General features: G+C 62.7%; 8 protein-coding genes and 7 pseudogenes. 7 read left to right on the top strand and 8 right to left on the bottom strand.

Translation table 11 applies throughout. From position 1 onward, the window contains the following. Window positions 1–23: 23 nt before the first annotated feature. From EN804_RS32845 to EN804_RS32825, 5 genes and pseudogenes are all read left to right on the top strand, one after another. A pseudogene (locus EN804_RS32845) lies at window positions 24–992 on the top strand (tyrosine-type recombinase/integrase); the annotation flags it as partial. Window positions 993–1,178: 186 nt separating this feature from the next. Beyond that, window positions 1,179–2,103: pseudogene (locus EN804_RS32840) on the top strand (tyrosine-type recombinase/integrase). Beyond that, window positions 2,100–2,979, top strand: a pseudogene (locus EN804_RS38875) (tyrosine-type recombinase/integrase); the annotation flags it as partial. The pseudogenes EN804_RS32840 and EN804_RS38875, both read left to right, overlap by 4 nt. 245 nt (window positions 2,980–3,224) lie before the next feature. After that, complete coding sequence (locus EN804_RS32830; protein ID WP_127308893.1) at window positions 3,225–4,106, top strand: tyrosine-type recombinase/integrase; 882 nt, start codon at window positions 3,225–3,227, stop codon at window positions 4,104–4,106. Window positions 4,107–4,118: 12 nt separating this feature from the next. After that, window positions 4,119–5,316, top strand: a pseudogene (locus EN804_RS32825) (IS91 family transposase). 459 nt (window positions 5,317–5,775) lie between these two features. Here EN804_RS32825 and EN804_RS32820 read toward each other — a convergent pair. From EN804_RS32820 to EN804_RS32795, 8 genes and pseudogenes are all read right to left on the bottom strand, one after another. After that, window positions 5,776–6,795, bottom strand: coding sequence for a tyrosine-type recombinase/integrase (locus EN804_RS32820; RefSeq protein ID WP_245478108.1), 1,020 nt, complete (start codon window positions 6,793–6,795; stop codon window positions 5,776–5,778). Continuing rightward, window positions 6,779–7,711, bottom strand: a complete 933-nt coding sequence (locus EN804_RS32815; protein WP_127308892.1) for a tyrosine-type recombinase/integrase — start codon at window positions 7,709–7,711, stop codon at window positions 6,779–6,781. The genes EN804_RS32820 and EN804_RS32815 overlap by 17 nt, the downstream gene beginning before the upstream one ends. Next, window positions 7,708–8,646 carry a site-specific integrase gene (locus tag EN804_RS32810; protein ID WP_245463782.1) on the bottom strand — a complete coding sequence of 313 codons (939 nt, stop codon included), beginning with the start codon at window positions 8,644–8,646 and terminating at the stop codon, window positions 7,708–7,710. Before EN804_RS32810 ends, EN804_RS32815 begins: the two co-directional genes overlap by 4 nt. Continuing rightward, window positions 8,621–8,947 (bottom strand): hypothetical protein, encoded by a 327-nt coding sequence (locus EN804_RS38310; protein WP_245463781.1) that lies wholly within the window; start codon window positions 8,945–8,947, stop codon window positions 8,621–8,623. The genes EN804_RS32810 and EN804_RS38310 overlap by 26 nt, the downstream gene beginning before the upstream one ends. A 143-nt stretch (window positions 8,948–9,090) precedes the next feature. Then, a pseudogene (gene tnpB, locus EN804_RS32805) lies at window positions 9,091–9,207 on the bottom strand (IS66 family insertion sequence element accessory protein TnpB); the annotation flags it as partial. A 94-nt stretch (window positions 9,208–9,301) separates the two neighbouring features. After that, window positions 9,302–9,463, bottom strand: coding sequence for a hypothetical protein (locus tag EN804_RS37455; protein ID WP_164893201.1), 162 nt, complete (start codon window positions 9,461–9,463; stop codon window positions 9,302–9,304). After that, window positions 9,463–10,300 (bottom strand): annotated as a pseudogene (locus EN804_RS32800) (ISNCY family transposase); the annotation flags it as partial. The gene EN804_RS37455 and the pseudogene EN804_RS32800, both read right to left, overlap by 1 nt. A 35-nt stretch (window positions 10,301–10,335) precedes the next feature. Then, a complete protein-coding gene (locus EN804_RS32795) occupies window positions 10,336–10,734 on the bottom strand; it encodes a hypothetical protein (protein WP_127308891.1) in 399 nt (132 codons plus the stop codon). Between the two features lie 167 nt (window positions 10,735–10,901). Here EN804_RS32795 and istB point away from each other — a divergent pair, with 167 nt between their 5' ends. Together istB and EN804_RS32785 are read left to right on the top strand one after the other, a co-directional pair. Further along, window positions 10,902–11,690 (top strand): IS21-like element helper ATPase IstB, encoded by a 789-nt coding sequence (gene istB / locus EN804_RS32790; protein ID WP_281033860.1) that lies wholly within the window; start codon window positions 10,902–10,904, stop codon window positions 11,688–11,690. A gap of 257 nt (window positions 11,691–11,947) precedes the next feature. Beyond that, a pseudogene (locus EN804_RS32785) lies at window positions 11,948–12,232 on the top strand (hypothetical protein); the annotation flags it as partial.

Raw genomic sequence — 12,232 nt, 5'->3', positions numbered from 1 at the left:
GATTGGCGCGAAGGAGAGGACACATGAACGCGAATGAGTATCTGCAACGCAGCGCACTTTATCGGAAGCTGATCCACGGGCCATATGGCGAGTTTGCACGCGTTTATGCGGGCAGATTGTCGGACGAAGGCTTCGGTCGGCAATGCACCTGGCGATCGCTAAGCATATTTCGTGAGTTGAGAGACTGGCATGTCGGCAACGGGCACGATCTCCAGGATTTAAGCGAAGTTCATGTTGAGCGGTTTCTTGAGCACCGTTCCAAACACTGGAGCATCGATTCGGGCGACCGATCGGCGCTCCGGCGCTTGCTTGCCGCGTTACGGCAAGAAGGTTTGATACCAACCGCCCTTCCGATTGAGCGCACGGAGTACGAGCAGATTGTTGATGTGTTCGCGGCTTACCTCACGAATGAGAGAGGGCTCGCCGCCTCGACGGTGGAAAGCCACAAGCTGCTCTCACGCCGATTTCTGCAGGAGGTCTGTCCGGCTGGCGCAGATGGGTTTGCAGCGCTCACCCCGGAGATCGTCATCGGTTATGTCGAGCGACATGCTCTTGATGGCTCCGCCGATTGTGTGCCGTCGATCCGTCGCTGGCGGCTTGCTGGCCTACCAACCTTCCTGCCACCACAGAAGGTTCAGGTGGTTCTCGATGCCTGCGATCGGACCACGGCAATGGGGCTTCGCGACTATGCGGTTTTGATGGCGCTGGCCAAGCTGGGCTTGCGCGCCAGCGAGGTTGCCGCGCTCAGTCTTGACGATATCGATTGGCAGTCGGGCAGTGTCCTCGTCCATGGCAAGGGACGGCGGCAAGCGATGATGCCGCTACGCCACGACGTCGGTGCAGCTATCGTCGCCTACATCCGGCATGGGCGGCCGGCTTCACCGTGTCGCCGGTTATTTCTGCGAATGCTTGCTCCGCACGTCGGCTTTGCCTCAGGCTGCGCCATCACGATGATCGCGAAGGAGGCCCTAGAGCGGGCGGGTATTCACGGCTATGCGCACCACGGCGCGCACCTCTTCCGCCACAGCCTTGCGACCGACCTGCTGCGGTCGGTGGGCCAGCTTTGCCGAGATCGGCCAGTTGCTTCGTCACCGGAGCATCGACAGCACAAGGATCTATGCCAAGCTCGACATCGAGAAGCTGCGCGAACTGAGCCTGCCCTGGCCGGGAGGTGTCCAATGAGCCGTCTTCGAACAGCGCTCGAGCGCTATGTGGGCATGCGCCAGGGATTGGGAATACAAGTATCATGGCCCCGCTCGACGGTTGTCGGATTTCGTCACCTTCATGGAGGCTCGCGGCGCCGAGACCGTCACCACGGCGCTGGCAATGAAGTGGGTGACGTTGATCGGCCGACAACCGAGTTGGTCCATCCGCCTAACCGATGTGCGCTGCTTCGCTCTGCACCTCGCTCATTTCGACCCCATAACGGAAGTGCCACCTCAAGACGCTGTGTCGCCGGCGCGGCGTGCAAAGCCCTACATCTATAACGATGCTGAGATCACGGCGCTTCTGGCGGCGGCACTGTCGCTGCCGCCGGCCAACGCCCTGCGTCGCTGGACATATCATTGTCTGTTCGGATTGATAGCGGTCGCCGGGCTACGCCATTCCGAAGCGCTCGACCTGCGCCGAGACGACGTCGATCTCGACCAAGGTATCCTCACCATTCGGGAGACGAAGTTCGGCAAGTCGCGGCTGGTCCCGCTCCATGCCACGACGGTCGCCGTGCTGTCGGACTATGCCGCGCGACGCGACGCGCATCTCGTCGCGCCTCGTAGCCCCTATTTCTTTGTCGCCGAGCAGGGCGGCAGATTGCTGCACCAATACGTGCACCGGGTGTTCTGGCAGCTGTCGCGACAGATCGGTCTGTGGCAGCGGGGGCAGAGCGATGGTCCGCGGATTCACGATCTTCGTCACCGTTTCGCAGTCCAGGCCCTGACCAATTGGTATCGTGCGGGCGAAGATGTCGAGCGGGAACTGCCGGTCCTCTCGACCTTTCTCGGCCACGCCAATGTTCGCGACACCTACTGGTATCTATCCGCCGCGCCGGAGCTAATGACCCATGCCGCGCGACTGCTGGATGAGCGGTGGGAGGTTCGCTCATGAGTGCCTCGAACGATCTGGCCGTGCTGATCGAGCGATGGTTCACCGATCGGCTCATGCGACATCGAGGCGTAAGCTCCAACACCATTGCCTGCTATCGCGACACCTTCCGGCTCCTGTTTGCATTCGCGCAGACACGCCTTGGCAGGTCTCCGTCGCAGTTGACACTTCGGGATTTGGACGCGCCTTTCATCGGCGCATTCCTGGAAGACATCGAGACACTGCGATCCGCCTCAGTGAGGACCCGGAACCTCCGCCTCACGGCCATTTGGTCTTTCTTTAGATATGCGTCGTTCGAGGAGCCGGCCCATAGCGCCCAGATTCAGCGCGTGCTCGCGATCCCGTGCAAGCGATGCGATAAGCGACAGCTTCAGTTTCTCACCAGGCCCGAGATTGAAGCGATCCTGGCCTGTCCGGATCGCAGCACATGGCTGGGACGGCGTGATCACACTCTGCTGTTGCTGGCCGCGCAAACGGGGTTGCGGGTCGGAGATCATCGATCTCGACCGGGACTCGGTGATGCTGGGGCACGGTGCCCACGTGCGATGCGTTGGCAAGGGCCGCAAGGAGCGAAGTACGCCGCTCCCCAAGGTTGCACAGCAAGCCCTTCGGGGCTGGCTCAACGAGCCCAGGAAACGGGGTGCAACGGCTCTCTTTCCGAACATGCACGGCGGCAGGCTGAGCGCCGACGGCGTGCAGGCGCTGCTGAACAAATATGTCGCCAAGGCTCGCGAACACTGCGTTACCCTCCGCTCGAAGCGGGTGTCGCCACATGTTTTGAGGCACAGCGCTGCAATGGAGCTGCTGCAGGCGGGCGTCGATTGTTCGGTCATCGCCCTATGGCTGGGCCATGAGGCGATGGAAACAACGCTGACCTATCCGGCAGCGCCGAGCATTGGGCGGTGATCGCTTGGCTGATCGAAACCTGCTTATGCCGCACGCGGCATAAGCAGGTCTGGACTAACCCGCTCCGCGATTGCGGAGCGGCAAGGAGGGTGTGTGCCGCCGGCGTGACCTGATCGCGTCGTCTGTCGCGCTGGTCATGTGTCCACAACAAGCTCCGACTGCGTCAGCATGGAGTGGCTGCTTGCAGCCCATTCCATCGGACAAAGGAGGAGTTTGTCATGACCCAACTTCGCCAACGCATGAGCGAGGACATGCAGGTGCGCAACTTCGCGCTCAACACCCAGCTGTCGTATCTGCAACAGGTGTCGCTGTTCGCCCGATACTTCTGTAAGTCACCGGACTTGCTCGGGCGCGAGGACATTCGGACCTATCAGGTCTATCTGGCCAACGAGAAGAAGCTGGCGCCCGGCTCGATCCACACCGCCATTGCGGCGCTGCGCTTTCTCTACACTGTGACACTTGAGAGGGACTGGGTGCCTGAAGAGGTCCTGCCGCTTCCCAAGAAGCCGCAGAGGCTGCCGATCGTCCTCAGTCCCGAGGAAGTTCAGCGTTTTCTCGGCTGTGTCCTCGACATCAAACATTACGCCATCCTGACTACCTGCTATGCCGCCGGCCTGCGCATCTCGGAAGCGGTACAGCTGAAGCCCACGAACATCGACAGCCAGAGAATGGTCATTCTCGTCGAGCAGGGCAAAGGCCAGAAGGACCGCTACGTGATGCTGTCGCCCAAGCTCCTGGAGATTCTGCGCAACTATTGGAAGGTGCGTCGGCCAGAGGCGTGGCTCTTCCCCGGCGATCGCGCCGGCCAACCGATCACCAGGGATGCGGTGGGACAAGCCTGTGCGAAGGCGCATGACCTTTCCGGATTGTCCAAACCGGTCACGCCACACGGCTTGCGGCACGCCTTTGCCGTCCATTTGCTGGAGGCCGGTGCCGACGTGCGCACCATTCAACTGCTGCTCGGTCACAGGAGCCTTGCGACCACCGCCCATTACCTGCGGATTGCCACCAACAAGGTCTGCGCCACGTCGAGCCCCTTCGGGCTTTTGCCGCGTCCGGCGCCCACCATGCCGCCGCCTGCCAAGCCGCAATACTTCTGAACGGTCACGGCAATGGCCCGCTCGGGGCCGGAAGTGGCGGATATCTTCCGCTACTACGGCGAAGCCTATCGCGCACAGCATGATGCGTCGCTGTCGGTCGCCCAGCGCCGTGTCATGACGGCGATTGAACTGTGCCGGACCGCCGCGCTCGGCGGGCACGTCGAAGCATGTGATCAATGCGGCCACAGGCGCATCGCCTTCAACAGCTGCCGCGACAGGCATTGTCCCCGCTGCCAATCTCTGGCCCGCGCGCAATGGCTGGAGGACCGTCGCGCCGAGCTTCTCGACACCCCGTACTTTCACGTCGTCTTCACGCTGCCGGAGCCCATTGCCGCGATTGTATCAGAACAAGGCACTCGCCTACGGCCTGCTCTTTCGCGCTACCGCGGAGACGTTGCGGACGATCGCCGCCGACCCCCGACATCTCGGCGCCGAGATCGGTTTCTTCGCCGTGCTGCACACCTGGGGGCAAAATTTGCTGCACCACCCCCACCTGCACTGCGTCGTGCCGGGTGGCGGGTTCTCGCTGGACCGCACGCGATGGATCGCCTGCAAGCCCGGCTTCTTCCTGCCGGTCCGCGTGCTCTCGCGCCTGTTCCGACGATTGTTTCTGCAGCACCTGGAGAAAGCCTTCGACGCCGGCCAGTTGAAGTTCTTCTCTGACTTGCAGGCCTTGAGCGAGCGCAATGCCTTCCAGCGCTATTTGGCGCCGCTACGAAAGGCCGAGTGGGTCATCTATGCCAAGCCGCCCTTCGCCGGACCCGAACAGGTCCTCGACTACGTCGGCCGCTATACGCACCGCGTCGCCATTTCCAACAATCGCCTCGTCGCCATCGAGGACGGCAAAGTCGCCTTTCGCTGGAAGGACTATCGGCACGGCAGTCGGCAGAAGGTCATGGCCGTCGCGGCCGATGAGTTCATTCGCCGCTTCTTGTTGCACGTCCTGCCCGAAGGCTTCCATCGCATCCGCTACTACGGCTTTCTCGGCAATCGCTATCGTGCGCAAAAGCTCGCCCACTGCCGCGACCTGCTCGGCATGCCGGTTCCCGAGCCCTCGGATAGCCGATCCGCAAAGGACTATCGCGACCGCTACGAGGACCTCACCGGGCATTCCCTCAGGCAATGCCCCGCCTGTCGTCAAGGCCAGATGATCATCATCGAAACATTCGACGGCGTCACCGGACGCCCGCAATACCAGGATACGTCATGAAACAGGGGCGTCGCCTTCGTTGTCATAGTAATCGCGCCGGCCGGCTCGGAAGCCAAACTGAGCCGGTCCTGCAAAAGTGTGCGCCGTCATCACCGGCAACCTCTCCCAGGCAGGGGCCGGCGCCGATCCTCACATGCCGGAACCGATATCTGTGCCGCTTTCGGCGTATGCCACGCCTTCAGTTGCCGCGGCCGCGACCGGATCCGCACCGTCATGCGATACCTGTTCATGGGTGCGGCCCTAATTGAAAACCCATAGCGGCCACCCTTGCCCGCGGCTTAGTCCAACACGTTTTTAGCTCACCGTCGCGATCCACCGCAGCGCGCTCTCGCCACCCGCCTTTCTGCGCGACGCCAAGCTAAAAACGCTCTGCATTATGCGTCGTGCGAGATTATGTGGCGGAGCCGCCCTGACCGCTTTCGGGCCGGCCAAACCCAGCTTGCCTCCGCCACATAATATTCAGATGGAGTTCAGCAGTTGCAGAACGGAGTCATTCGGTCGGAATCGCGCGCCGTGATCGCCGTTGACGCCGGCCTTCTCGAGTCCATTGCGCATCATCTCGACATCCGCTGCGGTATAGCGGTGGGTCGTGGCGACCTGTGCGTGCCCGAGCCAGGCTTGGATCGTCAAAAGGTCCACGCCAGACTGGAGAAGCTTCATGGCGAGGGAGTGCCGGAAGATGTGCGGCGATATGGGCTTGTCGGCCAAGGCTGGCCTGATAGGCACGGCCTCGGCCGCCGCACGCCGCACGATATGGGTCGCTCCGAAGCGAGTCAGGCGCTCGTTGCGGGCGCCGACGAATATCGGTCGCGGCTCGTGATGGGTGATCCCGCGCTCGCCCAACAAGGTCGTCAGCGCTCGCGCCAGGTCCTTAGGAATGGGCACGACGCGGTCTCTGCGCCCCTTGCCGCGCAGCAGCACTTGCGGGTGAGAGCGCTCCAACTGAAGGTCATTTGCGTTGACGCCGGTGGCTTCCGAGACCCGGGCGCCGGTCCGTGCCAGGAAGAGCAGAAAGGCTCGGTCGCGCCGACCACGAGGCGTCTTTGGATCGGGCGGCGCGATGAGGGTATCCACTTCGGCCTTGGTGAGATGGTGCGTTACCTCGATGTGTGCCCGTTTAATGGGAATCGACAGCACGCGTTGGGCGACACCGAAGGACGCCGGGTCGGCGGCAGCGACGTGGTGGAAAAAAGACCGGATCGCGGCCAAGCGGGCGTTGCGCGTCGCGACGCAATTGTTCCGCTTCTCCTCGAGTTGGTCGAGAAAAGCGAGAACGAGGTCTCGATCGAGATCTTCGAGCGCCAACGCCGCCGGCTTCTTATGCAACCGGTCGGCGGCAAAGAGGATCAGCATGCGCAAGGCGTCGCGATAGCTGGCCACGGTCGCGGGAGTCGCATTGCGCTGCTTCGTCAGGCGCCGGCGGAAATAGGACTCCAGGAGCGCGCCAGGAGCAGGTGTTCGCTCATGCTGCGCCTCCATCGAGGGCGGCACGCTCAGCCGCGATGGCGAGGAGCTCCGCCGAGCCCGTGAGGTAGTAGGCCGTGTCGCTGTAACTGGCGTGGCCGAGATATGTGGCGAGCAAAGGCAATAGCGCCTGAACGTCTGCGCGCTGTTGGTGCCAGAGGCTGAGGCGGGTCACGGCGAAACGATGCCTGAGATCGTGTGGCCTTAACGGCTTGCCGCCATCAAAGTCGGCGAGTTTACGGACCTCGGCAAAGCCGTTTTGCAGGCCGGTCGCCGAGAGGCGGTTGCCCCGGGAACTGAGGAAGAAGGCCTGATCCTTGGATATGGGGAAAGCGGCGTCGCGCTCACGGGCATAGCAACCAAGGGCACACTGGGTTGTCGTGTGAACTGGAACGAGACGATCCTTGCGGAACTTTATCTTCCGAACGAGGAGAACCCCGTTGGTGAGATCAACGTCGGAACGATCAAGCCCGACTACTTCGCCCGATCGCAGCCCTGAACTTGCCAACAATCCGATCAGCGTCGCCATCGTCCGCCCTCGCAGAGGGATGCTAGGCGAAATGCGGGCGCATGCGTCGATGAGTGACGTCAACTCAGCCTCGCTGAGAATACGCGGAGGCGGAATCGCTCTGGATCTGGGGAAAGCTCTGCGCTCCAAGCCGTCGGTCCGGGCGTCGTAGACGGCGAGATACTCGTAAAACCGGCGGAGCACGCCATGGCGAATTGCGCGGCTGTTGGCGGCGCCGCCGAACGAGAGGACGAAGTCCAGCGCCATCGTCCGGGTAGCGGGCGCATCGAGCTGAGCGCGCCCAACGTAGCGGACGAAAGCCCGCAACGTGCCGGCTTGCTTGCTGAAGGCGTAGCCGAGGGAGTGGCGCAGCTCGATGTACCGCTCGGCCTTCTCGCCGAGGAATCGGGCAAAGGCGGTCATGCGACGCCTCCCGGAAAGGGGAGTGCGACCTCGGCGAGCTGCGAGGTCGCGACCTTTACGTACAGCGCCGTTGTATTGATGCTCTGGTGCCCGAGAAGATCGGCGACCTCGTTGATCGGCCTTCGCTGCCTGACAAGCTGGGTGGCAAGGCTGTGGCGCAGAAGATGCGCACCTCCGACCCACCCGAGTTCAATCCCGCCATGCCGCAACCGCTTCCGTACGATCCTCGAAACAGGCGACGCGCACTTGAACGGTCCCAAGGGCGGCGTGAAGGACAGGAACAGATACGGACTATCCACCTTCGGTCGCGCGCGCAGGATGTAGTCGGCGAGCGCGGCGCCGGTCTCGTCGAGCAGCGGCGCCACGCGATCACGCTTGCCCTTGGTGCGCCGGACAAAAATCTCGCCAGCTCGCCAGTCGATATCCTGCAGCTGAATGGCGCGGAGCTCGCCGTTGCGAATGCCGGTGGTGGCGAGTAGCAGCAGGACGGCTCGATCGCGGATGTCGACCGGCGTCGTTGCGCCGATCGCATCGATTGCGCGCCGAACGTCGTCCCATGCAAGGCGCGGTGGCAAATGCGCCAAACGCCAATGAGGCGTCCTTGGGACGACGGCGGCGAGATCCTGGTCATGGTGGCCAGCCCAACACAAAAACCGAAGAAATGTTCGGATGTGAGAAGTCGCTGCCGTGCGGGTGCCGGAGGTCGCCGATAGGGACAGCCGATGCTCGACAGCAGCGAGCACGTGCTCGGCCGCCAACGCCTCGAGGTCTTGACCGGGATGATGATGGCGGAACCAATCCAGAAAGCGGCGGCCGCCCAGTAGAACGCCTTCGCGGGTCTTCGGCTCAAGTCCTCGCGCCTTGCGCAAATAGTCGGAAAATGAGGTCAGAAGCGGAGTATCCGGATCATCATCTACCCTGGGCAGCGGAAGCAATGAAGCGCTCCGGAGCCACTCGCCGTGCATGTCCCAGCGCCGATGCTGCCCCAATGCGTGGAGAATCTGTAGTAAACGTGCATAAATAGCTGTCGACGACATCTTGATGGATCGGCATCCGACCACAGCGCGTTGCGGCAAACTGGCTAAAGCGCGCGATCCGGCTCAAGTAAATCTTGGCGGACGCTCGCTTGTAACCAAGGGCGAAAAAATGCTCCGCGAGGCGATCCATCTCGCCACCGAGTGCACCGCTACGCAGGCGCTTGAGCACCCCACAATAGGAAAAATAGAACTCGAGCATTCTGCCCCTCCGGCGTTGTGGCACAGGGGAATCCCGCCCCATGAGAGAGGCATGAAATATTATGTGGCGGAGGCAAGCTGGGGTTTGGCCGGCCTTGCCGGGCGTCAGGGCGGCTCCGCCACATAATCTCGCCCGACGCATAAGAACGGATCGGCCCCCATTGTCTCTCGCACCAGCGCCGCCAATCCCTCCGCACCCTTGCGGAAGTCGACGGGCTTCGTCGCCACCATGACCTTGACCGCACCCGTCGGCCCGATCACGACGTCGCCTTCAGCGCGCGGATCACTGCGGCCACCGTCTTGGTATCGGCGCCCCGGCCGACGCGAATCGCGATGCCGTCGATCTCAAGCTCGATCATGCCGGCATCTCGGGTGGCTTGATCCGCTGCTTCGGTGAACGGCTGGCTACAGGTTCCGCCGCCGCCAAAACCGCCGGCACAAAGGCAAGAGAATCTTGCTGCACCGAAGCGGCCTGTTTGCGCGCTTCGCGGCGCCAGGCGAAGACCTGCTGCGGCATCCGACCATCCTACGCCCCACGGCGTCATTCTTCTGCTCGACAAAGGCCTGGTCATTCTTGCGGTAGGGGCGGCAGCGCGTGAAGACGACGTTGGCGGCGTCGCAGTAGGCCTTCAGCTTCTCGTTCATGAAAGCGGTGTCGTTGTCCGTATCCAGGCCGAGAAGCGCGAAGGGCAGTTGCTTGCGCAATTCTGTGGCACCGTGCTCAACAGCGTCTGTTCGCGAACCAGCAGCGGCGCACATTCCGTCCAGCCGGTCGCAATGTCGGTGAGCACGAGGGTTTTGGATGAAGCTGCCGCGAGCCGAAGGGCCGCTATGAGCTACGAGGTCCGCCTCAACGAAGCCTGGCGCTGGATCGTCCCAATCCGCCGACGTTCTAATGGGAATGCTCCGTCGCAGGGCGTGCGCCGCGGGCCGTCGTCGAGGACGTCCCAAGCCTTCTCGGATCGGTCCCAGCGTCCTGTCGAACGTGGCCGCGCTCACCGCCAGCAATTTGCCCGGATTTCGGGCGCCAGGTTGAAATGACCGTGCCGTTCCATCGCCTTGAGAAGGACGGGCAGCAACGCCTTCAGCCGCTTGCCGCAGACGCGGTCCGACGCCTCCCAGAGCAATATGAGCGCATTGCGTTCCGCTTCATCATAAATCCGCGGCCGCGCTCGCCTGCCTACAACCGGCCCCTCACGGGTCGTATCAGCCGCATCGCATGCATGCGGTGAAAGCCGGTGATGACGACGAACTCATCCAAAATTCTCGCCTTCTCCGCTCGCGTCGAAGCAAAATAGCGCTCTGAAACCGCCGTCGTCAGTTCTTTCCGTGTCGCCAGGCTCAGCCGTCCCATCGTCGCCCCTGCTCATACCCCTCGGTAGGAGCAACTTATGTGAGGCAGGTTGAACATTCAGGAACATTTTCGACGAGGCAATGCGCGCTCTCACTTTGATTGCCGCGCCGCAGACATCGTCGTGATGGCCTATGACACGTGTTTAACGACGTCGTTTGCGACGTGTCTTGTGCGAGGTTTGCGATTCTTGTGCTGAACGACTGCCGATCGAGCGGTTCCGACGCACGGAAGCCAGGGCGCTGCGGCCGCTGGATGGGCGTGCACCATTCCGGCAGGTCCGGGATCTGACCCGGCGGGTTCAATCCGATTGCTGCATCGAGCTCGACACGAATGCCTACAGTGTGCCCTGGCACCTGCTCGGCGAGCTGGTCCGGGTGGTCGTCTGTGGCGGCCGCATCAGCATTCAGCACGAGGGAAAGGAGGTTGCCGTCCATCCAGAGAGCGCCGGGCGCCGGCAGAGGCTGAACGAACCGGCTCACTTCGCCGGGATCTCCAGGGTTCCGGCGCTGGCGCAGCCGGCCGCACTGCCGTCCGGTCCGCCGGATCCGGCGCTTTTGCGTCCGCTGAGGGAATATGAACTTCTGGTCGGGGGAGGCTGGTGATGGTCGACCACGATGCGCTGATCGAGATGCTGACACGGCTCAAGCTAACGGCGATCCGTACCAGCTCGACAATCTTCTGGACGAAGTGGCGCGGCGGGAACTCACCGTGCGGGAAGCCGTGGCCTTCCTTTGCGAGCGCGAGGTCGCTCGCAAGGAGGAGCGCCGGATCGAGATGGCCAGCAAGATCGCCCTTTCCCACCGTGCGCGATCTTAGCGGCTTCGACTTCTCAGCCCAGCCCTCGCTCGATCCCGGGCAGATTCGTGATCTGGCGGTCTGTCGCTGGATCGCGCACGGCGACACGCTGCTGCTGCTCGGCCCACCCGGTGTGGGCAAGACGCATCTGGCCATTGCGCTAGGCCGCGAAGCCATCCGCGAAGGATACTCGGTGCTGTTCGTCGCCGCCCAGGCCTTGGTTGCCGCCCTCGCCAAGGCGCATCAGGAGGGCCGCTTCGAAGAGCGCCTGGCGTTCTATGCAAAGCCCAAGCTGCTGATCGTCGACGAACTCGGGTATTTGCCGTTCGACCCCAACGCGGCGCACCTGTTCTTCCAGCTCGTCTCCAGACGTTACGAGCGCGGCAGTCGGCTCATCACCTCGAACCGGTCCGTCGGCGAATGGGGCGAGGTGTTCGGCGATCCGGTCGTGGCCACAGCCATCCTCGACCGGTTGCTCCATCACAGCCATGTCATCACGATCCGCGGCGACAGCTACCGCCTGCGCGAGAAGCGCCGTGCCGGTATCTTCAACTCAGCCAACCTCAACATGGAGAAGGCTCATGACGCACGATAGCCGACAGATTTGTGCCCCGGCTTGCCGGCACCCGGGAGCCCACAGGTACCTCCCGCGCTCCGCTCCGCCAGCCGCGCGGAGGCGCTCCGCTACGCGGGTCCCTCCTGTGGACTCCGGGACCGAGCCACAGTCCATCAACCAAGCGGGGGCAGTTTTAAGTGTCGCCGAGGGGCGCATTGCCTCAAGCAAAATGTTACCAATAGTGTCGCTGTTCCGGATGGGATGGTCAGGTGTTGTCATCCCGATTCGGAGGATGGATGGCAAGGCGGATCAGCATGGCGACACGGTCGGAATTGGTGGAAGCAATTGTCGAGCGGTATCGATCGGGGAGCCGAAGCGATAAGCGCCTCATCCTCGATGAGTTCGTCGCGGTGACCGGTTATCATCGCAAGCATGCGACCGAGTGCTCCGTCAACGCGTCGAAGATACCTGGCAACAAGAGGCACAGCCTTCGCTACGGCGGCGATGTTCGCGAAGCGCTCGTGGTGTTTGTGGGAGGCATCGGAGCGGCTGTGTTCCAAACGGCTGCGGCCGTTGATACC

The organism is Mesorhizobium sp. M8A.F.Ca.ET.161.01.1.1 (assembly GCF_004792105.1).
Taxonomy (GTDB): Bacteria; Pseudomonadota; Alphaproteobacteria; order Rhizobiales; family Rhizobiaceae; genus Mesorhizobium.
This window is presented reverse-complemented; position numbering and strand designations above follow the sequence as displayed.

Excerpts from the sequence above, each read along its gene's own strand:
- EN804_RS32830 (WP_127308893.1), top strand. The coding sequence starts at position 3,225 with ATGACCCAACTTCGCCAACGCATGAGCGAGGACATGCAGGTGCGCAAC.
- EN804_RS32820 (WP_245478108.1), bottom strand. The coding sequence starts at position 6,795 with ATGGAGGCGCAGCATGAGCGAACACCTGCTCCTGGCGCGCTCCTGGAG.
- EN804_RS32815 (WP_127308892.1), bottom strand. The coding sequence starts at position 7,711 with ATGACCGCCTTTGCCCGATTCCTCGGCGAGAAGGCCGAGCGGTACATC.
- EN804_RS38310 (WP_245463781.1), bottom strand. The coding sequence starts at position 8,947 with ATGCTCGAGTTCTATTTTTCCTATTGTGGGGTGCTCAAGCGCCTGCGT.
- EN804_RS37455 (WP_164893201.1), bottom strand. The coding sequence starts at position 9,463 with ATGCCGCAGCAGGTCTTCGCCTGGCGCCGCGAAGCGCGCAAACAGGCC.
- EN804_RS32795 (WP_127308891.1), bottom strand. The coding sequence starts at position 10,734 with ATGGACGGCAACCTCCTTTCCCTCGTGCTGAATGCTGATGCGGCCGCC.
- istB (WP_281033860.1), top strand. The coding sequence starts at position 10,902 with ATGGTCGACCACGATGCGCTGATCGAGATGCTGACACGGCTCAAGCTA.